The 21,442-nt window shown below is 59.1% G+C and carries 18 protein-coding genes and 1 rRNA gene; 9 read left to right on the top strand and 10 right to left on the bottom strand.

What is annotated here, in order from left to right; translation table 11 throughout:
* The first annotated feature begins 49 nt into the window (after positions 1-49).
* A 5S ribosomal RNA gene (gene rrf, locus BG841_RS16330) occupies positions 50-165 on the top strand.
* A 644-nt stretch (positions 166-809) separates the two neighbouring features.
* Here rrf and BG841_RS16325 read toward each other — a convergent pair.
* From BG841_RS16325 to BG841_RS16300, 6 genes are all read right to left on the bottom strand, one after another.
* The gene (locus tag BG841_RS16325) at positions 810-4,319 is read right to left on the bottom strand and encodes a PAS domain-containing hybrid sensor histidine kinase/response regulator (protein WP_070058609.1); all 3,510 of its coding nucleotides are present in this window, start codon (positions 4,317-4,319) and stop codon (positions 810-812) included.
* Positions 4,320-4,386: 67 nt separating this feature from the next.
* Entirely contained in the window at positions 4,387-4,890 is a 504-nt protein-coding gene (locus tag BG841_RS16320; RefSeq protein WP_070058608.1) for a hypothetical protein, read from the bottom strand.
* A 95-nt stretch (positions 4,891-4,985) separates the two neighbouring features.
* Complete coding sequence (locus tag BG841_RS16315) at positions 4,986-6,755, bottom strand: sodium:solute symporter family protein (RefSeq protein ID WP_070058607.1); 1,770 nt, start codon at positions 6,753-6,755, stop codon at positions 4,986-4,988.
* 5 nt (positions 6,756-6,760) lie between these two features.
* Complete coding sequence (locus tag BG841_RS16310) at positions 6,761-7,024, bottom strand: DUF4212 domain-containing protein (protein WP_070058606.1); 264 nt, start codon at positions 7,022-7,024, stop codon at positions 6,761-6,763.
* Between the two features lie 177 nt (positions 7,025-7,201).
* Positions 7,202-7,906, bottom strand: a complete 705-nt coding sequence (locus BG841_RS16305) for a PolC-type DNA polymerase III (protein ID WP_070058605.1) — start codon at positions 7,904-7,906, stop codon at positions 7,202-7,204.
* A 16-nt stretch (positions 7,907-7,922) separates the two neighbouring features.
* Positions 7,923-9,836, bottom strand: coding sequence for a putative nucleotidyltransferase substrate binding domain-containing protein (locus BG841_RS16300; RefSeq protein WP_070058604.1), 1,914 nt, complete (start codon positions 9,834-9,836; stop codon positions 7,923-7,925).
* 163 nt (positions 9,837-9,999) lie between these two features.
* On the opposite strand from BG841_RS16300, the gene smrA reads away from it, so the two are divergent.
* The 6 genes from smrA (at position 10,000) to BG841_RS16270 (ending at position 13,813) form a co-directional block, all read left to right on the top strand.
* Positions 10,000-10,578, top strand: coding sequence for a DNA endonuclease SmrA (gene smrA, locus BG841_RS16295; protein ID WP_070058890.1), 579 nt, complete (start codon positions 10,000-10,002; stop codon positions 10,576-10,578).
* A 39-nt stretch (positions 10,579-10,617) separates the two neighbouring features.
* On the top strand, positions 10,618-10,809 hold the full coding sequence (locus BG841_RS16290; RefSeq protein ID WP_070058603.1) for a hypothetical protein: 192 nt from the start codon (positions 10,618-10,620) through the stop codon (positions 10,807-10,809).
* A 48-nt stretch (positions 10,810-10,857) separates the two neighbouring features.
* On the top strand, positions 10,858-11,484 hold the full coding sequence (locus BG841_RS16285) for a methylthioribulose 1-phosphate dehydratase (protein WP_070058602.1): 627 nt from the start codon (positions 10,858-10,860) through the stop codon (positions 11,482-11,484).
* Positions 11,481-12,038: a 1,2-dihydroxy-3-keto-5-methylthiopentene dioxygenase gene (locus BG841_RS16280; protein ID WP_070058601.1), complete on the top strand. Its 558-nt coding sequence runs from the start codon at positions 11,481-11,483 to the stop codon at positions 12,036-12,038. The genes BG841_RS16285 and BG841_RS16280 overlap by 4 nt, the downstream gene beginning before the upstream one ends.
* Positions 12,038-12,727, top strand: coding sequence for an acireductone synthase (gene mtnC / locus BG841_RS16275; RefSeq protein WP_070058600.1), 690 nt, complete (start codon positions 12,038-12,040; stop codon positions 12,725-12,727). The genes BG841_RS16280 and mtnC overlap by 1 nt, the downstream gene beginning before the upstream one ends.
* 96 nt (positions 12,728-12,823) lie before the next feature.
* Positions 12,824-13,813, top strand: coding sequence for a DUF3080 family protein (locus tag BG841_RS16270; protein ID WP_228141691.1), 990 nt, complete (start codon positions 12,824-12,826; stop codon positions 13,811-13,813).
* 276 nt (positions 13,814-14,089) lie between these two features.
* Here BG841_RS16270 and BG841_RS16265 read toward each other — a convergent pair whose 3' ends face one another.
* From BG841_RS16265 to arsC, 4 genes are read right to left on the bottom strand one after another with little or no spacing between them, the layout of a single operon-like run.
* Entirely contained in the window at positions 14,090-15,880 is a 1,791-nt protein-coding gene (locus BG841_RS16265; RefSeq protein WP_070058599.1) for a GspE/PulE family protein, read from the bottom strand.
* 15 nt (positions 15,881-15,895) lie between these two features.
* A complete protein-coding gene (locus BG841_RS16260) occupies positions 15,896-16,279 on the bottom strand; it encodes a DUF2069 domain-containing protein (RefSeq protein ID WP_070058598.1) in 384 nt (127 codons plus the stop codon).
* Positions 16,280-16,304: 25 nt separating this feature from the next.
* Positions 16,305-16,907 (bottom strand): NAD(P)H:quinone oxidoreductase, encoded by a 603-nt coding sequence (wrbA, locus tag BG841_RS16255; RefSeq protein WP_070058597.1) that lies wholly within the window; start codon positions 16,905-16,907, stop codon positions 16,305-16,307.
* A gap of 29 nt (positions 16,908-16,936) precedes the next feature.
* On the bottom strand, positions 16,937-17,290 hold the full coding sequence (arsC, locus tag BG841_RS16250) for an arsenate reductase (glutaredoxin) (protein ID WP_070058596.1): 354 nt from the start codon (positions 17,288-17,290) through the stop codon (positions 16,937-16,939).
* Positions 17,291-17,377: 87 nt separating this feature from the next.
* Between arsC and BG841_RS16245 the strand changes: the two genes are divergently transcribed.
* Both BG841_RS16245 and dnaE read left to right on the top strand, forming a co-directional pair.
* Entirely contained in the window at positions 17,378-17,848 is a 471-nt protein-coding gene (locus BG841_RS16245) for a TlpA family protein disulfide reductase (RefSeq protein ID WP_070058595.1), read from the top strand.
* 55 nt (positions 17,849-17,903) lie between these two features.
* Complete coding sequence (gene dnaE / locus BG841_RS16240) at positions 17,904-21,386, top strand: DNA polymerase III subunit alpha (RefSeq protein ID WP_070058594.1); 3,483 nt, start codon at positions 17,904-17,906, stop codon at positions 21,384-21,386.
* The last annotated feature ends 56 nt before the right edge of the window (positions 21,387-21,442 follow it).

Genomic DNA, 21,442 nt, shown 5'->3' with positions numbered 1-21,442 from the left:
CGACGAAATCGCCCGTCTTTCTCATCCTTCCCAGTGATCAACCGTTTTGTCTGACGACCATAGCGGCTTGGAACCACCTGATCCCATCTCGAACTCAGAAGTGAAACAGGCCTGCGCCGATGGTAGTGTGGCACTTGCCCATGTGAGAGTAGGTCATCGTCAGACTCTTAAATAAAACAACCCCAGCAGGTAACTGCTGGGGTTTTTTTGATTTTAGATACGATCACCTTCTGCCACTACAACGGCTCCATGTGACCAGCGTGCCAAAGGCACGCGCAGGACGCCGGAGCGCAGCGACGGCGGGCCCGAAGGGCCGAAGGCCGCCAGGCCTGAGCAAGGCAGGTCATCGTCAGACGCTGAATACCGAAAGCCCCTGCAGGTTTCCTGCAGGGGCTTTTTTATTGCCGATACGATCACCTTTTTTTGGTTCGCAGCCCTTCCGGGCTTCACACCCTTGTTACCTTTTTTATAGTTCCTGACTTTTTCACCCTGCGCAATGTCCAGTTGGCTGCTTTTGACTATTAACTCGACTTGGATTGATCAGCAGACCTGGCCAACCCGCTGGTTAGCAGGGCGTTGTTGTGTGAAATCAGCAGGGGAAACGAATAGCAGCAGAAGTGGAAGGGGGCGTGCAAGGCAATCTGCGTGATACAAAGAGCTCATATCGATCGCTATTCATGCCCTCCCAGAGCGCTCGAGAGGTGCACGCACGCCCTTCGGTCAGGGTTGCAACGCGTCTGCGGTTTCAAAACCCCGCCAGCGATGCTGTTGGGAGTTTGCTACGGTTGTTGAATCGGTTTGTTGAGCGGTTACTGTTGGCGTTTTTTCAATAACTTATTAACCAAGGCTCTAAGCGCGGCCGGTTTGACCGGCTTGTAGAGCACCTGGTAACCCCGCACCAGCGCATCTTCTTTTACGGACGGGTCGAGGTAGCCGGTAATGAGAATACCCGGTATGTCCTGTTGCCGCGCCGCGCGGATGGCGTCCATGGCATCCAGTCCATTCTTGTCTTCATCCAGTTGGTAGTCGGCGAGGATGATATCCGGGGTCTGGCCCGCAAGAACCTGAAGGGCGTCTTCGAGGCTGTTAGCGGTGCTTACCTGGCACTGCCAGTTGCTTAACAGCGCAACCATACCCTGCAGAATGTGATCATCGTTATCAATGCACAGCACATTGCGGCCTTTCAGGCTGGACACGCTCCGCTTGGAGGGACTGGGCTCCCCGTGAACGGTGGGCGGTGTTTCGGCGGGGGCCATGGGTACGGTAATGCCAAACACACTGCCGCGCCCCTGATGCGAATTGACGCTGACCGCGTGACCCAGCATGCCACTGATGCGGTCAACAATGGCCAGACCCAACCCGAGACCTTTGGAATCCCCCTGGTGGAGCCGGCGGAATTCCTCAAATATGTGCGTGAGCTGATCCTTGGGTATGCCACGGCCGGTATCCCACACTTCGATTCGCAACGCGCCTTTCAGTCGGCGGCAGCCGAGTAACACCCGACCTTGATCCGTATACCGGATCGCGTTGGACAGGAGGTTCTGGAGCACCCGACGCAACATCTGCATGTCCGATTCAATCCACGCACTGCAGCTAACCACCGTCAGGTGCAACCTCTGGTCCTGGGCGATGGCTGAAAAGTCCGTGGCCAGACTTCTGAACATGTCATTGACGGGAAAACGGGTAATTTGCGGCTCCAGGGCACCTGCGTCGAGCTTGGAAATATCCAACAGGGTGCTGATGATTTCTTCCGCCGCCCCGAGGGAACTGTCGATGTGACTGACCAGCTCTTGCATGTCGGTGTCCTGCGCCTTGACCGATAACGCCGAGGTAAACAGCCGGGCCGCATTCAGTGGTTGCAACAAATCATGACTGGCAGATGCCAGAAAGCGGGTTTTACTCTGGTTGGCTTGCTCGGCAATGGAGGTCGCCTTCAGCATTTGTTCATTGATGACCTGAAGTTCCTGAGTGCGCTCTTTGACCCGTTGCTCCAAGTAGGTGTTGGTTTCTTTCAGTGCCTGTTCGGTGCGCCGCATCGAGGTGACGTCCTGAAAGGTGATGACATAACCGCCGCCGGGGATGGGGCTGCCTTCCGTTTTAATCACGGTGCCGTCAGGGCGGTGGCGCTCGTAGGACATAGGTTTGCCTGCCCGCATGGCGTTGAGGTGATCCTCAATCATTTCATCGATTTTGCGGGCAGGCAGGTTGGCGCTGGTCAGGTTGAATCGCATCAGATCGCTCATGCTTCGGCCAACCCGGACAAATTCTTTGGGGTAGGAAAACAAATCGAGGTAGTTCTGGTTCCATGCCACCAATTCCTGTCGCAGGTTCATGACCGACACACCCAGACTGATGTTTTCAATGGCAGACTGCAGCAGTTCGCGGCTGAAGGTCATGGCCTGAGAGGCTTCATCCACGATGCTGACCACGTCTTCAATTTGCATGTCACGACCGGTCAGGGTGGACTCCAAAACGACCCGGGCGGTGGACGCACCAATCACAGAGGCGAGCTGACGCTCGGTAAATTTCATCAAGTGTGAGGATGCCGGCCGTTGCGGGGTCAGCCGGATGGCGTTACGCCGTTCGTAGTTTCTGAACACCGCCTCGGCGCGCTCTTCACCCATAAAGCGTTCCGCAAGCGCTTGCAGGTCGGCGGTTAAAACCTGTCGCTCCCAAGCCTGCTGCTGTGGGGTTTCAATTCGCGGTTGCGGGTCATGGAAAAAGGAGGCGATCTGTATTTTTTCCCGGACCCGCTGACGGGTCAGCATGGACAACCCGATGTAAATCAGGGTATTCAGCCCCAGACTCCAGATGATGCCGTGACTGACGGTATCCAGTTGCAGACCGAACAGGGCGGTGGGGCGGGTCCAGCTGATGCCCCACAGACCGGTCTCTATGAAGCCGCTATCAAACCAGCCGGCGGTGGCCATCGCCGGCAGCAGTAATGTGTAAACCCACAGGAGCGACCCGATCATCAGCCCCCAGATTGCCCCGGTGTGGTTGCCGCGTCGCCACAGGATGCCGCCCACCAGAGCCGGACCAAATTGGGCCACTGCGGCAAACGAGAGCAACCCAAAGGCAGTGAGGCTGTAGTCTTTTTCCGCCAGTTGGTAAAAACCGTAGGCGATCAGCAGGATCACGACGATCGCCACTCGGCGAATACCCAACAGAAGATAGCTCAGGTCGTCGCGTCGGTTCATCCGGGGGCGGAAAAACCGCAACAGTGCGGGCATGATGATTTCATTACTGACCATGGTGGCAATGGCCACCGAACACACAATGACCATCGCGGCAGCGGCCGAGCCACCGCCGAGAAAAGCGAGCACTGCCAGCCAGGTCTGGCCTGCAAGGATGGGCAGGTTGAGAATCAGCGTGTCCGGATTGCCCGGCACACCGCCGGGCAGCAGCAGGCCGGCCGCTGCTATGGGCAACACAAAGGCGCTGGCAATTATCAGATAGGCCGGCATGGCCCAGCGTGCGGTTTCGAAATCCCGGTGGTCGGTGTTTTCCACCACCATCACGTGGAACTGTCGCGGCAGGCAGATAATGGCCAGCATCGCCACCAGAGTCTGGGTAACAAATGCCGTGGTGTTGAAGGTATCGGTGGTCAGGGTGCCCACCAGGTCGGCGGCCCGAACGGTATTCACCAGATCGCCGAACCCGTTGTAGAGGCCGTAGCCGACGAACAACCCAACGGCGATAAAGGCAATCAGTTTGACCAGCGATTCAAACGCTATGGCCTGAATCATGCCGCGATGGTGTTCGGTAGACTCCAGGTGACGGGTTCCGAACAACACGGAAAACACCGCGAGCACCAGAGTGATGTACCAGGCGGAATCTTTCCACGCGGCCTGGGTGCCCGGAATGGTGTCCGCATCCGCCAGCATGCTGAACCCCATGGCGATGGCTTTAAGCTGGAGGGCAATGTAAGGCACACTGCCAATCAGGGCGACCACCGCAACCAGAGCCGCGAGCGACTGGGACTTGCCGTATCGTGACGCAATGAAATCCGCAATAGAGGTGCTGTTGTTGCGTTTGCTGATGTAAATGATGCGGCGAATCAGGGGGGCGCCGAAAACGAAAACCAGCAGAGGGCCAAGGTAGACGGACAGGAAGCCAAGGCCTTCCTGGGTGGCACGGCCGACCGCACCATAGAAGGTCCATGAGGTAAAGTAAACGGCCAGTGACAACGCGTAGATGTGGGTGCGGGCCACGCGCTTCTTGTAAAGTCCCGGATGCTTGTCACCGGCCCAGGCTATTACAAACAGCAGGGAAATGTAGGTTATTGAAATCAGAACTAACAACCAGACGCTGAGCATAAACCGACGTTCTCATGAAACCTGAGGTGGGGTGACCAAGCCCGATGGGCGGCAGTCTGAAAATGTATTAATTACACACCCGGGTGTAAAGCCGGTCCTCGGGCGTGAGCGTGCGCATGGCCCGCAGATTCGCCTGACCATCGTCTGCCAGGGGGACCAGTTGCCGGATATCACAGTTCAGCAGGTGAATCTGACCGGAGACCTGATCCGCGTAGGATTGCTCAAACCGGTACAGATAAAACCGCCGGACTGCGGGGGTGGCGCCGTCCCGGTCGATGCTGTTGGTGTCCAGGACCGTGAACCGGGAGACCTGAGGCACCAGAAAACTCCAGGGGCGCCACAACACGGGTTCGCTGTCACTGGCTACCACCACCGCCTCTGGCGGAAGTTGCGTTTGTTTGTGCGCGAACCAGGTGTACTCACCGTATATCAGGTAGCCGAGCATGCCCAGACCCGCGAAGACGGGGATTGTCCATCGTGGGGCTTTCTTGCGGGTTGACGCGCGCAGGGTAAGGGCGATTCCGGCACCGCCAAGGCCGGCACACAGGGTTGCTACAAAATTCCAGAACATACTGATTCCTCAAAAAAAGCGGGCTTCCTCCAAGAAGAAGCCCGCTTCCGGGTTAACCCTTAGCCACCCATTGGTGTGGCGATAACCCGCGTTGCTTAATGACCGGTCGCCGCGCCGGCACCGCGAGGGTAGCGAACGTTTTCCACCAGATCCTGAATTTCCTGCGGTGGCGCCTGGGTGACAGACGATACGCCGAAGGCTATCACAAAGTTGAACATGGCTCCCACTGCACCAATGGACAAGGGAGAAATGCCCAGTACCCAGTTGGCGGGTATGTCCGCCAGATTGTTGGTGCCGGGTATAAAGAACCAGCCTTTGTACACAAAAATGTACGTCAGGGTAAAGACCAGACCCGCCAGCATTCCGGCGATCGCGCCGACGTTGTTCACCCGTTTGGAGAAGATCCCCATCATTAACGCGGGGAACAGGGACGCAGCGGCGATTCCGAAGGCCAGTGCCACCACCTGGGCGGCAAATCCGGGCGGATTGGCACCGAGGTAGGTGGCGATCACGATAGCGGTGGCCATGGAGATCCGTGCGGCCAGTAATTCGCCCTTGTCCGTGATGCGGGGGTTGATCGTGCTTTTGATCAGGTCGTGGCTGATGGCGGAGGATATGGCCAGCAGCAGTCCGGCCGCCGTCGACAGGGCCGCAGCCAGACCACCGGCGGCAATCAACCCGATCACCCAGCTGGGCAGGTTGGCGATCTCCGGGTTGGCCAGCACCAGAATGTCCCGGTTCACCACCAGTTCGTTGCCTTCCCAGCCGCGGGCGGCTGCTTCGGCACTGAAGGCTTCCGAGGTGTCGTCGTACAGCTGGATGCGGCCGTCCTGATTCTTGTCCTCAAATTCGATCAGCCCCGTTACTTCCCACTCGCGTATCCACTGGGGCCGGTTTTCATACTGGATGGGCTCGGCCGCGGTACCTTCCGGGTAGATGGTGGTCATCAGATTGAGACGCGCCATGGAGGCGACCGCAGGCGCGGTCAGGTACAGCAGGGCAATGAACACCAGCGCCCAGCCCGCCGACCAGCGTGCATCCGCCACCTTGGGAACGGTGAAAAATCGGATGATCACGTGTGGCAGACCCGCCGTACCGATCATCAAGGTGAGCGTAAACAGCATCATATTCAATTTGTTGTCGACGTCGGCGGTGTAGTCGTGAAAACCCAGTGCGGTGATCACCTCGTCCAGTTTGGTCAACAGCGGCACACCGGAATCGGTGTGCGTCGAGAACAGACCGAGGGCGGGAATCGGGTTGTTGGTCAGTTGTAAAGAAATGAACACCGCCGGAATGGTGTAGGCGACAATCAGGACGATGTACTGGGCCACCTGGGTGTAGGTGATGCCCTTCATACCGCCGAGTACCGCATAAACGAACACCACCATCGCAGCAATGATCAGGCCGGTGGTGGAGTCCACTTCGAGAAACCGCGAGAAGGCCACGCCCGCGCCCGCCATTTGCCCGATTACATAGGTGACCGAGGCAATGATCAGACAAATAACCGCCACCAGGCGCGCGCTGTTGCTGTAAAAACGGTCGCCGACGAACTGCGGGACGGTGAACTTGCCAAATTTGCGCAGGTAGGGGGCCAGCAGCATGGCCAGCAGCACATAGCCTCCGGTCCACCCCATCAGATACGCCGAACTGGCGTACCCACCCGCCGCGATGATACCGGCCATGGAAATAAACGAAGCCGCCGACATCCAGTCCGCACCAATGGCCATGCCGTTGGTGACCGGGTGGACACCACTGCCCGCCACGTAGAAATCCTTGGTGGTGCCGGCTTTGGCCCACACCGCGATCAGGATGTAGAGGAGAAAGGAGCCCCCGACAAAGAGCAGGTTAACGGTAAATTGACTCATCGATGTTACTCCTCATCCAGGCCGAATTTTCTGTCTAGTCGGTTCATTTGCCAGGCATAGTGGAAGATCAGCACTATGAAGGTGAGGATGGAGCCTTGCTGGGCAAACCAGAAGCCGAGATCGGTACCGCCTATTTGAATAAACGCCAGCAGAGGGCGCAGCAATATGGCAAACCCATAGGAGGCGGCCGCCCAGACAATCAGGCTCCCTACGATCAGGCGCAGGTTGGCTTTCCAGTACTTTTCCGATTCATAACTGTGAGCAGACATAACATCACTCCTGATTTTGTTGTTTTAGCGAGTGGGTTGCTGACGTGGGAAACGTTTACATCGGTTGTGCGTTTCCTGCTTTTTACTGTTGTCAACTCTGACTTTAGTGTACGAATGCGAGGAGCACATCAGCAAAACGTCGTACTGGCTGATTTTTATTGCAATGCGGGGTTGACGTCAGCGCTGGTGGATCGCGTTGATGCGGCGGTAATAGCGAAGCTTGCCTTGCAGCGCCGGCAATGTAGTGAGTCCCCTTTTCGCAGCTTTGTCGAGGGCAATCAGGGTCATTTCCGCAGTAACCATCGCGTCCGCTCCGGCATGATGGCGGGCGCTGGCTTCCAGGCCGAAATGGTCCGCCCAGTTGTCGAGGCGGCGGCCGCCGGTTTCCGTGTCCGGAAATAAGGTGGGCATGAGTTCGGCCACGTCCAGCCAAATATGCGACTGTCTGTAGCCCAGCACCTGCTTCAGCGCTTTGTTAAGGAACTGCCGATCGAATGCGGCGTGGAAGGCCAGCACCGGGTCGCCGTTTATCCACTGCAGCAATTGGAACAAGGCGTCTTCGGTCTGCTGACCGTAGCGGAGGGCTTCGGGACCGATGCCGTGGATCAGCACGGTTTCGCTGATATCCAGTTCTGGTCGTTGCAGCACCAGATCAAACTGGTCGTCCAGCGGGATTTCCAGATGGTCAATCGCCACCGCCCCAACGGCAATGACCTGATCCTTTTTGGGATTTAGGCCGGTGGTTTCCAGGTCCAGTACCACCAACCGGCTGGTCGCCAGGGGCGCATCGGTCAGCGGTTTGATAGCGGGCAAACTGGCAAGGTCCAGGGCGTGGCTTGGGCGTGGTGTGGGGTGGAACCGTTTGCTAAGCCATTCAAACATGCCCGGTGTCCTGCGGTCAGAGTTGGTAGGTCAGTTCCAGTTTCTGCTGTAAACGCTGGGCCTGACGGAAGGATTCGCGCAATATGCGCTGGTCGAGCGGGTTCAGATCGTTTGGGTCGATGAAGTTGCACAAGGGGAGCCCCAGGGCAGTCTGCTCCTGATGGGCACGCATCCGAATCGCCTGGATCAGGCTGTAGGATTCTTTCCAGGCGTTGGCATCTTTTGGCTCAAACACGCCTTTGTCCACCAGCAGGTTGATGCGCTCGAGGGTGTTTGCGGTGCGGATGCCGCTGGCCAGTGCGAGCACACGAATGGCCTCAACAAAAGGTGCCAGCCCCTGACGTTTTAAATCGATCGTGTTTTTCTCACCGTCGGGTGCGTAGCGAAACCCGCGGAACAGGGTGAGGGGGGGGCGTCTTTCCAGCGCATTGCTCGCCAGCATTTTCTGAAACAAAGGGTTGTTCTGTATTCTGTTCAGCACCCGGGTCAGCAGCTGCGTGAGCGGCGCTTTGGGACCATACACGGCCCGCATGTCGAGGAAAATGGACGAATAAATCAGGTTCTGAGGGGTGGCGGCGTCGATAAAACGGAGGAACCAATCATCCCATTCCTGCATGCTCAGGCACAATTTGGGGTTCCCGGCCATGATATTGCCTTTGCACAGGGTGAAACCACACTCGGCCAGCTCCTGATTGACCTTTTCCGCGAACGGCAGCAGCCGCCGCCGCACTTGTTCGGCCGTCAGGCCGGCGGGTACTTTGAAGAGGATGCCGTTATCCTGGTCCGTCAACAAAGTCTGTTCCTGGCGCGCCTCGCTACCGAAGGTCAACCAGGTAAAATCAATACCGGGGTCCTGGTCTTTTTTGTTCAGTTCCAGCACCCGGCGGACGGTGACATCGTTCAGGGTGGTGATGATTTTGACCACCTGGCCGGAATCCGCACCGTGGGCCAGCATGATGTCGACCAGCTGGGCCACATCTGTGCGTATATTCACCAGGGTGCGCACATTGCTGGCGGTACCTATAGCGCGCGCCAGATGTACCAGGTCAACCCGTTGCAGCGAAAACAGGTCGCGTTCAGAAACCACGCCGATCAGCTTGTGAGCGTCATCGGTGACGCAGATGTGGGCAAAGTGGTGCTCCGCCATCAGCAGCGCGGCGTCAAACGCATCCGCTTGCTCGGGCAGGCACACCGGGTCCGGCGTCATGGCCTGGCGAATGGGCGCATCCAGAGAGAAAGCTTCGTCGGCAACGATGGTGCGCAGATCCCGAAGCGTAAATATACCCAGCGGGTGGTGCCGGGTATCGGTGATCACCACACTGCCGACGCTGTTTTGGTGCATCAGCGCCACGGCCTCCCGGATCGGCACTTCGGGGGCGCAGACGATCGGGTTGCGCAGAGCGTAGCGCCCCAGCGGCATGTCCAGAGAGTTGTCTGAGCCGATGGATTGCTGAGCCTTCGACTGAATGCGCTGGTTAACCTGATCCAGCAGACTGCTGACGCCCCGCAGACAAAAATCGCGAAAGGTCGCACTCTCGGCAAACAGGCGGCTGAACACTTCGTGCTTCAGGATAAGGCAAAAGGTATCGCCCACTGCACGATGCACGGTCCGGGTAGGCCGTTCGCCCACCAGTGCGGCCAGCGGAAAGCATTCCCCTACGCTGATTTCGAAAGTGTGCTGGGTTTCTCCGGTGGTTTTGTTGTCCCGCTCGCCCCTGACCCGGCCCTGTTTGACCACGTGAAAGCGGGTGATCGGGCCATCCTGGGGCGACAAAACGACGTCGTTGTCGGCAAAAAATTTCAGCGATGCATGTTCGGCGAAGTAGGCCAGATGGTCGTCTTCCATCCTCGAAAAGGGGGCGTGCGCGCGCAGAAAGGTCATGATCGCCCGCGTATTTTGGGGGAGGGAGTCGGGATGACTGTGGGGCATGATAAGGCACCGCTGTTAAACGTTGTTCTGGTTCAGTTTAGCGTATCCCGTGCGTTTGGCCGGCGAATGGGGGCATAACCCCATGAGTTGGCGGTACCATGACTTTGTACCGCGCCCCGCGAGTGGTAAAGTCAACCCATCAGACACACTGGCCAACAATGATATGACTAGCAAAGATGAGCGCATGGCGTTTCTGGCAGAAATGCAGGACGTCCGCCGCATTCGCCAAACCAATCGCGCCGATGTTAAGGCTCGGCGCGAACTCACTCCGGGGCATATAGAGCGTCAGCGAGCGGCGTTGGCGTTAAAAAGCAAGGACAGCAACCCGTTGACCGCTGCCAGTGTCGATCCACTGACGGGCCATGACGTCATCTGCTGGATGCGCCCCGGGGTGCAACACGGTGTGTTCAAGAAGCTGCGGCTGGGGTATTACCCGATCGAAGCGCGCCTTGACCTTCACCGTATGACGGTCGAGGAAGCCCGGCGCGACGTGTTCAGCTTTATCAGTGACTGTTTCCGCTATGGTTTGCGGACGGTGCTGATACTCCACGGCAAAGGCGAGCGTAACCCGGACGGCATTGCCCACCTCAAGAGCTATCTGGCCAAGTGGCTGCCGGAGCTGCCGGAGGTGCTGGCGGTGCATTCCGCCCAGAAACATCACGGGGGTACCGGCGCCGTCTATGTCATGGTTCGCAAAGGGGAACGGGACAAGCAACGAAACCGGGAAATTCATAACGCTTGACGGACGCGGGCGTGTCAAGCACCGAACGAGACCATCGATATGTATAAGTACCTTGGCGTGGCGTTGATGATAATGACGTTAACGGGGTGTAAGGATCGGGTGATCTGGGACAGCAACGGCGCACTGGAGTCGGCCGCCGAAAACCGCGAATTCTGGAACACCAATGGTAAGATGAACTCGGGTGACCGGCACCACTGGAAGAACTCCAAGGGCGAAAATGTCATCAAATAACCCGGGAGCAGCCCCCCGCTTGCTGCCGCCTGTGATAGGAGACGCCCTTTGTTTGACGTGATTGCATATGCAAACGCCGCCCGGTCCATCGTCGACGCCGGCAAGTTCCTGTATGCCCAAGGCTGGTCGCCCGCCACCAGCAGTAACTACTCGGCCCGCATCGACGCCCGGCATCTGGCCATTACCGTGTCGGGCCGCCACAAGGGGCAGTTGGCAATGACCGACGTAATGGTGGTGGATCTTGCCGGCAAAGCGGTGCAGAGTCAGTGCCAGCCGTCGGCGGAAACCCGGTTGCATACGGTGCTGTACGAGGTCTTTCCCGAGGTGGGCGCGGTATTGCACACCCACTCGGTCAATGCCACGGTGCTCAGTCGACTGCTGGTGGAGGAGGCCCCCTGGGTATTGCACGGGTATGAATTGCAGAAGGCGTTTCCGGGCGTGTCCACTCACGACAGTGAGCTGACCCTGCCGGTGTTTGATAATACCCAGAATATTGAGGAGCTGGCGGCAACCACCAAAGACTGGTTCCGCCGCCATCCGGAACACCCGGGTTACCTGATTCGCGGGCACGGTCTGTACACCTGGGGGCAGACCATGAGCGGTTGCCTGCGGCACGTTGAGGCGCTTGAGTTTCTCATGGCCTGTGAACTTGAAATGATGAGATTCAGTCGATGACCACATTGAGTATTTTCGATCCGCGCGCTCCCGCGCAACCCCACACCCAGACCCGGGATCCGGCCCGGATTCAGCAGTTGCTGGCTGAGCACGGTGTTCGCTTCGAGCAGTGGCCTACCCGTGCGTTGCCTGCCAATGCCACTCCGGACGATATCCTGCAGGCCTATGCCAGCGAAGTGGCGACGCTGAAACAAACCGGCGGTTTTCAGACTGCCGATGTGGTCAGTCTCACCGCCAGTCACCCCGACAAGCAGGCGTTGCGTCAGAAGTTTCTCGACGAACACGTCCACAGTGAGGATGAAGTGCGCTTTTTCGTACGTGGGCAAGGCTTGTTTTATCTGCACCTGGCTGACTCGGTGCACGCACTGCTGTGTGAACAGAATGATCTGATCAGCGTGCCCGACGGCACCCGGCACTGGTTTGATATGGGACCGGAGCCGGACTTTACCTGTATCCGCCTGTTTTCCAATCCCGAGGGATGGGTGGCGGCATTTACCGGCAGCGATATTGCGCGCCAATTACCTGGCTATGAAACTCTAGGCGGAGTAGTTTGATGATTCGCGTTGTTGTTACCGATATTGAAGGCACCACCAGCTCGATTGAGTTCGTGCACAAGGTGTTGTTCCCCTATGCCGACGAACACATGGCTGAGTTCGTACGCAGCTCCCACGAGGACAGCCCCGAGGTTCGCGAGCAGCTGGATCAGGTGGCCAGGGCATCCGGGGTGGCCCGAGAGGATCTGGACGGGTTGATCAGCGTTCTTAAGGAGTGGATCCAGCAGGACCGCAAAGAAACGTCGCTCAAGGCGTTGCAGGGCATGCTCTGGCAACAGGGTTACCAGCACGGCCATTTCAAAGGGCACGTGTATGAGGACGCCGCCGCCTACCTGCACCGCTGGCACGATCGCGGGCTGCGCCTGTACGTGTATTCGTCCGGTTCGGTGCAGGCCCAGAAGCTGATTTTCGGGTTCAGCGACGCCGGCGATCTGACTCCCTGCTTCAGCGGCTATTTTGATACCCGGGTAGGCGCCAAACGAGACCCGGAAGCCTACCAGAATATCCTGAATGAGCTCGGCGTGGAACCGAAAACGGTGCTGTTTCTATCCGATGTGGAGGCGGAGCTGGAAGCGGCCGAGGCGGTAGGCATGAAAACCGCCTGGTTGGTGCGGGGCGCACAGGCACCGTCCTCTGAGCGGCCACAATACCGCGACTTTTCCGAGGTGGATGAGTTGCTCAGGCGCTGATCATGATTGCGGCCCGCTCCCTGCTGCTGTTGTTGGCGTTGACGCTGGCGGGCTGCAACCCTTTTTTCCGGGGCCGGGAGCACGCTGGACGAGTACGTGGAGCGTCTCGCACGCGTACTCGGCAGCGATGCCAAGCCCACCCCGGTTACCGCCGCAGGGCGGCTGCCACCCAGACGACAGCGGCTCCTGGAGCCACCAGCGGTGGACATGAACATGCTCGATTTTTTGTCGCTGTATGGCTGTCAGCTGCAATACGTCGTGGGGGAGAGAAATTCCATCATGGGGCGGGTGATGCAGCCATTGAACCAGCTCCGTTACGAGCTGCGGTTCATCGCAGCCGCCAGGGCCTGTCTGCCCGAAATCGAACGTCCGGAGCTGGTCGCCAGTCTGCAGCGCGCGATCCGCGCCAAAACCGAGGCTTTGCCGGTCAACATCTGGAATGCGGTGTGGGCAACGGAGGAGGTGGAAAGCCTGCTGACCCTGTCTCGGGGCCCGGTGGCCAGGGGCGCGGAAGCAGGGCAGCGGACTGAACACACCGAAGCGAGTCAGAGCGCCCGCCTGGCAGGACAACTCGGTGAGCTGAATGCCGCAGTCGGCGCCATACTGGGCGGTGATATGAGCGTGTCGCTGGACAGTGTGGGAGACATGCACCAAAGCTGGCAGTCCATCCATCTGCCGGGGCAGTTACTGGTCAGCGCACAATTGTTGACCACCCGGCTGGAAGATGCGTCTGCCATTCTCGACAGCCGCTTAGGTGATCGGCCGCTGTGCTTCAACGGTAAACCCAATAACCAGTCAGACATCGCCCGCGCCATGTTCCTGTCGGTGTACGCCGCCGAGGTGCAACCCTATATGGCGCGGATCAGGCGGTTGCGAGACCGGTTGATCCCCCCTCTGAACGAGCTGGCCGGCCGTCTGCATGCGGTGGCCCCGGACAGTTTCCGCCAATGGCAGGAGGCATACCTGCGCGTTGACCGCGGGGTCTGGAAAGCCCTGGACGATGCGACCCGCGAACATACCCGGCGCTGGCAGCAGCTGTTGCAGCAGTGTGGCAGCGCGCCGGAGCGCAGTTTCCCGCGCTCTTAGCGGCAGAGTTCGCCCCCTCTCCCGCCAAGGGCGAGGGGCTAGAGCGGTGCAAACGGGTAACTTAGGTTGCAGAAGATACCGGCATCATGGGTTGCTCGCTCTTCCCTCGTTGGAGCAGGGCTAAAACACAGTTTCAGACACCGTGGGGCTATTTCTTCTCCTCTTGTGGGAGAGGGGCTAAAGCCCAGCTTCAGGTCTGGGGCGGGCTCCCTCTCCCCTTGCGGGAGAGTGTCGGGGAGAGGGGGGAGCTTGAACCTCAATGCCTCAAGCAGTGCCCTAACGCTGGCTTGCCGGGGTAACGCGGAGGATTTCCTCCACCGTGGTCAGCCCGGCTGCGACCTTTTGTGCACCGCTCAGGCGCAGCGACCTCATGCCGCTCTTGTACGCATCAATCCGTAACTGCTCCAGCTCGCAGTGTTCGCTTATCTGCCCGCTCAAGTTCTCGGACAGTTGCAGTATTTCGTAAACTCCCGCGCGACCCTGGTATCCGGTATTGCGACATTCGAGGCAGCCCGTCGGTTGCCAGGCCTGGGCGGGCATGGGTGCCTTCCACGGCCGGGTGAGGGTAGCCCAGGCCTCCGGTTCCATCGGACTCGCGGTCTTACAGTGTCGGCACAGGGTGCGGACCAGCCGTTGGGCCATGACCCCCAGCACCGTGGCGCGGATCAAATAGGCCGGGATGCCCAGTTCCAGCAGGCGCGTGATGGCACTGGGCGCGTCGTTGGTGTGCAGTGACGAGAGTACCAGGTGCCCGGTCAGCGCCGCCTGCACCGCCATTTCCGCGGTTTCCAGATCGCGGATCTCGCCAATCATGATGATGTCCGGGTCCTGGCGCAGCAGGGCGCGCACCCCGGCGTGAAAACTCAGGTCAATATTGCTCTGCACCTGCATCTGATTGAAGGCCGGCTCGACCATTTCAATGGGGTCTTCAATGGTGCAGATGTTGACCGTCGGCGTCGCCAGTTGCTTCAGGGTGGAGTACAGGGTGGTGGTCTTGCCGGAGCCGGTTGGGCCGGTCACCAGCACAATGCCGTGAGGCTGTTGGGTGATTCTTTCCCAGCGGTCCCGGTCTTCCTGGGAGAACCCCAGTTGCTCGAACGAGCGCAACAGCACCTCGGGGTCAAAAATACGCAACACCATTTTCTCGCCAAATGCGGTTGGCATGGTGGCGAGCCGCAATTCAATCTCACTGTTGTCCGGTTTCCGGGTTTTGATGCGGCCATCCTGAGGGCGGCGTTTCTCGGCGACATTCAGACGTCCCAGTATTTTGAGGCGGCTGGTGACCGCGACGCCTACCAGCGCGGGCAGTTCGTACACCGAGTGCAGCACCCCGTCAATGCGGAACCGGATCTGGGCGAATTCCCGCCGCGGCTCAATATGGATGTCACTGGCCCGTTGCTCAAAGGCATATTGCAGCAACCAGTCAACGATTTTGACCACGTGCTGGTCATTGGCGTCCGGGTTGTCTTTGCTGCCCAGCTCCAGCAGTTGTTCAAAGTTTTGCGTTGCCTTGGTGCCGCCGCCCGACAGGCCGCCCGCTTTACTGACCGAACTGGCGAGCTGATAGAACTCGACCGTATAGCGGCGGATATCCTCCGGATTGGCGACCACCCGACGAATGTCTTTTTTCAGTACGTGGCGCAGGTTGGCTTCCCAGTCCGATTTGAACGGTTCGGCGCTGGCAATCCACACCTCATCGGCATGAATTTCCACCGCCAGAATGCCGTGGCGCTGGGCGAAGGCGTAGGACATGACCCGGGCAATGGCCGGCGCGTCAATTTTGAGTGGGTCGATGTGGTAATAGGGCTGCCCAGCCCAGTCCGCCAGCCACTGAGTCAACCGCTCGAGCGTCAGGGTGCGCTGATCCTGCCGGTTGTTCAGGGCCGCCGTCGCGATCAGTTCCAGGGGGTGGCGTTGCCGGGAGTCGCCGCCGATGTTGGCGGTGAGCACCCGTTCTGCGTCTTTCTGAGTGATTTCATCACGACTGACCAGGGCGGTGCACACATCTCTCAGCGTGAGCGTGCGTTCCAGCGGTGCCGGTGGGTGGGCGGTGGTGTGTGCGGCCATAGGAGCGGTATTCCTTTACCGGGAGGTTGAACCCGCCGCCCCGTGGGGCGGCGGGCGGTTAACCTTCAGATGGGTCATGGCCGTGGCAAACAGCAAAAAGGTCAGCACGGACATTAACAGAGGCACCCCGTCGCCTTCCGACAGCCACGCCGAAACCGTTGCCTGGGTGAAGTAAAACAACACCACAAACCCGAGCCAGATGTAGCCGCGGTTGTTGCCGCGCACGACCGGAATCATCAATGGCAGCAGGGGGAGCAGTTTGACAGCCAGTATCAGGGTAATCGATACCCCTTCGATGGGTGCCGGGTAGAAGGTGGTGACAATCAGCATCCCCAGCACGGCAAAGTAGAACACTTGCGTCAGACGTGCGGTGATGCGGGCTTTGGGGTTGTGTAGCATGTTGCTGTCCTGCGTTGGGAATGACTTAACGAAGCTTGATTGCCAGCGCCCCGAGGCGCTCACCGAAGCTTTGGGCAATGGTTTTCTCCTGCTCGGACAGCGGTTGCTCCTCTCCGGTACCCGCCCAGTGGGAGGGGCCGTAGGGGGTGCCGCCGGTTGTGGTGGTGCCCAGCGCCGGTTCGGAATAGGGTACCCCGCACAGTATCATGCCGTGGTGCAGAAGCGGCATCATCATGCTCACCAGGGTGGTTTCCTGGCCACCATGCAGGCTGCCGGTGGACGTGAACACCCCCGCGGGTCTGCCACTGAGGGTGCCGTCAAGCCAGAGGTCGCCGGTGCTATCCAGAAAATGCTTCAAGGGCGCGGCCATGTTGCCAAACCGGGTGGGGCTGCCGAGGGCAAGTCCGGCGCACTGGCGCAGATCTTCTTTGGTTGCGTACGGAGCCCCCTCCGAGGGCACCGCCGGCACGCTGGCGGCGGTGTCCGGTGATACCGGCGGCACGGCGCGAATGCGGGCTTCAAGCGCGCTGTTTCTGGCGATGCCGCGGGCAATATGGTTGGCCAGCTCGGCGGTCTTCCCCGACCGGCTGTAATACAGTACCAGGACGAATGGCAGTTCAGCGGACATGAATGCTTCCAGTGCGAATGGGTCAGGAATTACAAGATGTCGAGCACGTTTTCCGGCGGGCGGCCCAGGGCAGCTTTGCCGGCGTGCAATACGATCGGACGTTCAATGAGTTTGGGGTGGGCAACCATGGCGGCAATCAGCTCGGCCTCGCCGAGAGACTCATCGCCCAGGCCGAGCTGGCGGTACAGATCCTCTTTGGTGCGCATCACCTCGCGCGCACTGCACCCCAGCTTTTTTATCACCTGGGTGAGCTCTGCGACGGTCGGCGGCGTTTCTAAATAGAGTATAATCTCAGGGCTGATGCCACGCTCCTGCAATAGCGCCAGGGTTTGTCTGGATTTTGAGCAGCGGGGGTTGTGGAAAATCCGGGTTGGTTCTGTCATGGTTCTGTGTCTTTCCAAGGCCTGTTTCAGGGATAGGGTAACCATTCGGTACAGTTAGCCTCACAGTTTAACAGGAGGGCCACCACCATGCAGTATCCTGCCTTGTATCGCTGTTCTGCCCGCGGCGTGGGCCGGGGGCTGTTGATGCTCGCCGTGCTGGTGCTCGGGGGGTGCAGCAAAACCGAGTTTGATACCGCTGACGGTGCCACGCTGGAGTGGGACAGTCTCCGGGGGCAATGGGTACTGGTCAATTACTGGGCCGAGTGGTGCAAGCCCTGTCTGGAGGAAATCCCCGAACTGAATGCGCTGCACCGCGCCCGCCACGTCACCGTACTCGGCGTCAATTTTGATGGCATCCAGGGGCAGCAACTGCGCGAACTGGGTAATCAGATGGGCATCACCTTTACCCTGCTGACGGACGACCCCGGCCCGGGGTTTGGCTGGCAACGTCCTGTGGCGCTGCCCGCAACCCTGGTGGTCAATCCTGACGGCGACCTGGTCGAAGCCCGGTTCGGGCCGCAAACAGAACGTGAACTTAATGAGCTGATGGGCCGCTAAGCCCGCGGCCGGCACCTGAGCACTACCACTTGATAAGCTGGAACTCTTAGAAATAATGGCAAACACCTTCGTACACCTTCGCGTTCATTCCGAATACTCCATGGTGGACGGCCTGGTCCGGGTAAAACCACTGATCAAACGCACGGTGGAGCTGGGGATGCCCGCCGTCGGATTGACCGAACAGTCCAACATGTGCTCCCTGGTGCGGTTTTACAAGACAGCGACCTCTGCCGGGGTCAAGCCGATCATCGGCGCCGATTTGTGGCTGGACAACCCGGATGACCCTGAACAACCTTTTCGGATTACCCTGCTGGCCCGCAATCAGGACGGCTATCTGAACCTGACGGAAATCATTTCGCTCGGCTACACCGAAGGACAGCGGTTCGGCAAGCCCATCGTCCAGCGGGAATGGCTGGAATCCCGCCGGGATGGGCTGATCGCCCTGTCCGGTGCGCGCATGGGGGATGTGGGCAAGGCATTGCTGGCGGAAAAAACCGAGTTAGCGACCCAGCGGGCCCGCTACTGGATGGATCTGTACCCCGGCAGCTTTTATCTCGAACTGCAACGTACCGGACGCCCGGGGGATGAAGACTGCCTGCACCTGAGTGTGGCGCTGGCGGAGCAGCTGGAATGCCCGGTGGTGGCCACCAACGATGTGCATTTTTTGCACGAGGATGATTTTGAGGCCCACGAAGCCCGGGTGTGCATCGGTGAAAGCCGGGCTCTGGATGACCCCCGGCGCGAGCGGCGCTTCAGTGAGCAGCAGTATCTGCGCAGCCCCGACGAAATGATCGAGTTGTTTGCGGATATACCGGAGGCCGTAGCCAATACCCTGGAAATCGCCAAGCGCTGCTCGGTCAAGGTGCGCATGGGGGAGTATTTCCTGCCCAATTACCCGGTGCCGGAAGGCATGACCATGGACGAGTATTTCCGCCACGTGTCCGAGGAAGGGTTGGAAGCGCGGCTGGCCAGATCCCTGTCAAGCGAGGATCCGGAGTACGAAGCCAAGCGACAGGCCTATTTTGACCGGCTGAACTTTGAGCTGGACATCATCATCCAGATGGGCTTCCCCGGGTACTTTCTCATCGTGATGGACTTCATCAAATGGGCCAAGAACAACGGCGTGCCTGTCGGCCCGGGCCGGGGGTCCGGGGCCGGCTCGCTGATCGCGTATGCGCTGCTGATCACCGACATCGACCCGTTGGAGTACGACCTGCTGTTCGAACGCTTTCTTAACCCGGAACGGGTGTCCATGCCCGACTTTGACGTCGACTTCTGCATGGAAGGCCGCGACCGAGTGATCGCGTATGTAGCGGACAAATACGGCCGTGAAGCGGTATCCCAGATCATCACCTTCGGTACCATGGCGGCCAAGGCGGTGGTGCGGGATGTGGCCCGGGTGCAGGGTAAGTCCTACGGACTGGCCGATAAGCTGTCGAAAATGATCCCCTTCGAAGTGGGCATGACGCTGGAAAAAGCCCTTGCGCAGGAAGAACCCCTGCGGGAGTTTCTGGATCAGGACGAAGAAGCCCAGGAAATCTGGGAAATGGCGCTGAAGCTGGAAGGGGTTTGCCGGAACGCCGGCCGGCACGCCGGGGGCGTGGTGATTGCGCCCACCAAGATTACCGACTTTTCGCCGTTGTATTGTGACGATGACGGCAGCAGTCTGGTCACCCAGTTTGACAAGGACGATGTGGAAGACGCCGGACTGGTCAAGTTTGACTTTCTGGGTCTGCGCACCCTGACCATCATCGACTGGGCGTTGAAAATGATCAATCCGCGCCGGGAACAGCGCGGCGAGCCGCCACTGGACATCAGCGAGATTCCGCTGGCGGACAAGAAATCCTTCGAGATGCTGAAAAGAGCCGACACCACCGCGGTGTTCCAGCTCGAATCCCGCGGCATGAAGGACCTGATCCGGCGCCTGCAACCGGACTGTCTGGAAGACATGATCGCCCTGGTGGCGCTGTTCCGTCCGGGGCCGTTGCAATCCGGGATGGTGGATGACTTTATCGACCGGAAACACGGCAAGCAGCCGGTCTCCTATCCGCACATTGATTATCAGTACGAAGGCCTGAAGCCGGTGCTTGAGCCCACTTACGGCATCATCCTGTATCAGGAGCAGGTGATGCAGATTGCCCAGGTGATGGCCGGCTACACCCTCGGTGGTGCGGACATGTTGCGGCGTGCCATGGGTAAGAAAAAGCCCGAAGAAATGGCCAAGCAGAAACTGAGCTTCATGGAAGGCTGCAAGAACAACGGCATCAGTGAAGAGCTGGCCGCGAACATATTCGATCTAGTGGAAAAGTTCGCCGGCTACGGATTCAACAAATCTCACTCCGCCGCCTACGCCCTGGTGTCCTATCAGACCCTGTGGCTCAAGGCCCATTATACCGCTGAATTCATGGCCGCGGTTCTCACGGCGGATATGCAGAACACCGACAAGATTGTCACTCTGGTGGAAGAGTGTCGTCACCTCAAGCTCGAGCTGTTGCCCCCCGACGTGAGCCGGTCGGAATACACCTTTACCGTGGATGACGACGGCAACGTGGTGTATGGCCTTGGGGCGATCAAGGGTCTGGGCGAGGGACCCATTCACAGCATTGTGGAAGCGCGGGCCGAGGGCGGGCCGTTCAAGGATCTGTTTGATTTCTGCCATCGGGTTGATCTCAAGCGCGTGAACAAGCGTGCCCTGGAAGCACTGATCCGCTCCGGGGCCATGGACAATCTTGGCCCGGGTCGCGCCCAGTTGATGGCCAGTATTGAAAAGGCCGTGCAGCAAGCCGGACAGCAGTCGCGCAACGAAAGCGTGGGCATGATGGACATGTTTGGCGATGCGTTGACCGGCGGTGATGGCGAAGACGTCTACGCCGATGTTGCCGGGGTGCGTGAGTGGACGGAAAAGGTGCGCCTCAAGGGGGAGAAAGACACCCTGGGCATTTACCTGACCGGGCATCCCTTTGACGAGTACGAGCGTGAAGTGCGCCGCTTTGTGCGCTCCTCCATACAGGAGTTGAAACCCTCGCGCACCCCCCAGCGGGTGGCCGGACTGGTGGTCGCCCAGCGCTCCATGAAAACCCGCACGGGGAACACCATGAGTTTTATCACCCTGGACGATCGCAGTGCGCGGATTGAAGCGACGCTGTTTTCGGAAGTGTTTTTTGAAAGCCGGGAGCTGCTGCAGTCTGATCAGGTAATTATCGTTGAAGGCCAGGTCAGCCATGACGACTATTCCGGGCAGATGAAGATGCGGGTCAGCTCGGTTATGGATGTGGCCACCGCGCGGCAACGCTTCAGTCGGGGACTCAAGTTGGCGTTAGATGCCGCACAGCTGCAAAATGGGTTGCTTGAGCAACTGGAAACAACGCTGCGCCCGTTTCGATGTGAAGGTAGCCCGGTGTGGATCGACTACCAGAGCCCGGCGGCGCAAACCCGCATTGAGCTGGGGCAGGACTGGCGGGTCAATCTCAATGACGATCTGCTGCTGGAATTGAAATACCTGGTAGGCGACCGCGCGGTGGAACTGGTCTATGATTGACGAATCGACCGATTACCAAAATGTGCAGTTGGATGTAACCACGCTGACTTATACCA

This window comes from Marinobacter sp. X15-166B (assembly GCF_001752365.1).
Lineage (GTDB): Bacteria > Pseudomonadota > Gammaproteobacteria > Pseudomonadales > Oleiphilaceae > Marinobacter.
This window is presented reverse-complemented; position numbering and strand designations above follow the sequence as displayed.

Coding starts and splice junctions, on each gene's coding strand:
- BG841_RS16320 (WP_070058608.1), bottom strand. CDS start 4,890: ATGTTCTGGAATTTTGTAGCAACCCTGTGTGCCGGCCTTGGCGGTGCC.
- BG841_RS16315 (WP_070058607.1), bottom strand. CDS start 6,755: ATGAGTCAATTTACCGTTAACCTGCTCTTTGTCGGGGGCTCCTTTCTC.
- arsC (WP_070058596.1), bottom strand. CDS start 17,290: ATGACAGAACCAACCCGGATTTTCCACAACCCCCGCTGCTCAAAATCC.
- BG841_RS16290 (WP_070058603.1), top strand. CDS start 10,618: ATGTATAAGTACCTTGGCGTGGCGTTGATGATAATGACGTTAACGGGG.
- BG841_RS16310 (WP_070058606.1), bottom strand. CDS start 7,024: ATGTCTGCTCACAGTTATGAATCGGAAAAGTACTGGAAAGCCAACCTG.
- BG841_RS16260 (WP_070058598.1), bottom strand. CDS start 16,279: ATGCTACACAACCCCAAAGCCCGCATCACCGCACGTCTGACGCAAGTG.
- smrA (WP_070058890.1), top strand. CDS start 10,000: ATGACTAGCAAAGATGAGCGCATGGCGTTTCTGGCAGAAATGCAGGAC.
- BG841_RS16325 (WP_070058609.1), bottom strand. CDS start 4,319: ATGCTCAGCGTCTGGTTGTTAGTTCTGATTTCAATAACCTACATTTCC.
- BG841_RS16300 (WP_070058604.1), bottom strand. CDS start 9,836: ATGCCCCACAGTCATCCCGACTCCCTCCCCCAAAATACGCGGGCGATC.
- dnaE (WP_070058594.1), top strand. CDS start 17,904: ATGGCAAACACCTTCGTACACCTTCGCGTTCATTCCGAATACTCCATG.
- mtnC (WP_070058600.1), top strand. CDS start 12,038: ATGATTCGCGTTGTTGTTACCGATATTGAAGGCACCACCAGCTCGATT.
- BG841_RS16305 (WP_070058605.1), bottom strand. CDS start 7,906: ATGTTTGAATGGCTTAGCAAACGGTTCCACCCCACACCACGCCCAAGC.
- BG841_RS16265 (WP_070058599.1), bottom strand. CDS start 15,880: ATGGCCGCACACACCACCGCCCACCCACCGGCACCGCTGGAACGCACG.
- wrbA (WP_070058597.1), bottom strand. CDS start 16,907: ATGTCCGCTGAACTGCCATTCGTCCTGGTACTGTATTACAGCCGGTCG.
- BG841_RS16245 (WP_070058595.1), top strand. CDS start 17,378: ATGCAGTATCCTGCCTTGTATCGCTGTTCTGCCCGCGGCGTGGGCCGG.
- BG841_RS16280 (WP_070058601.1), top strand. CDS start 11,481: ATGACCACATTGAGTATTTTCGATCCGCGCGCTCCCGCGCAACCCCAC.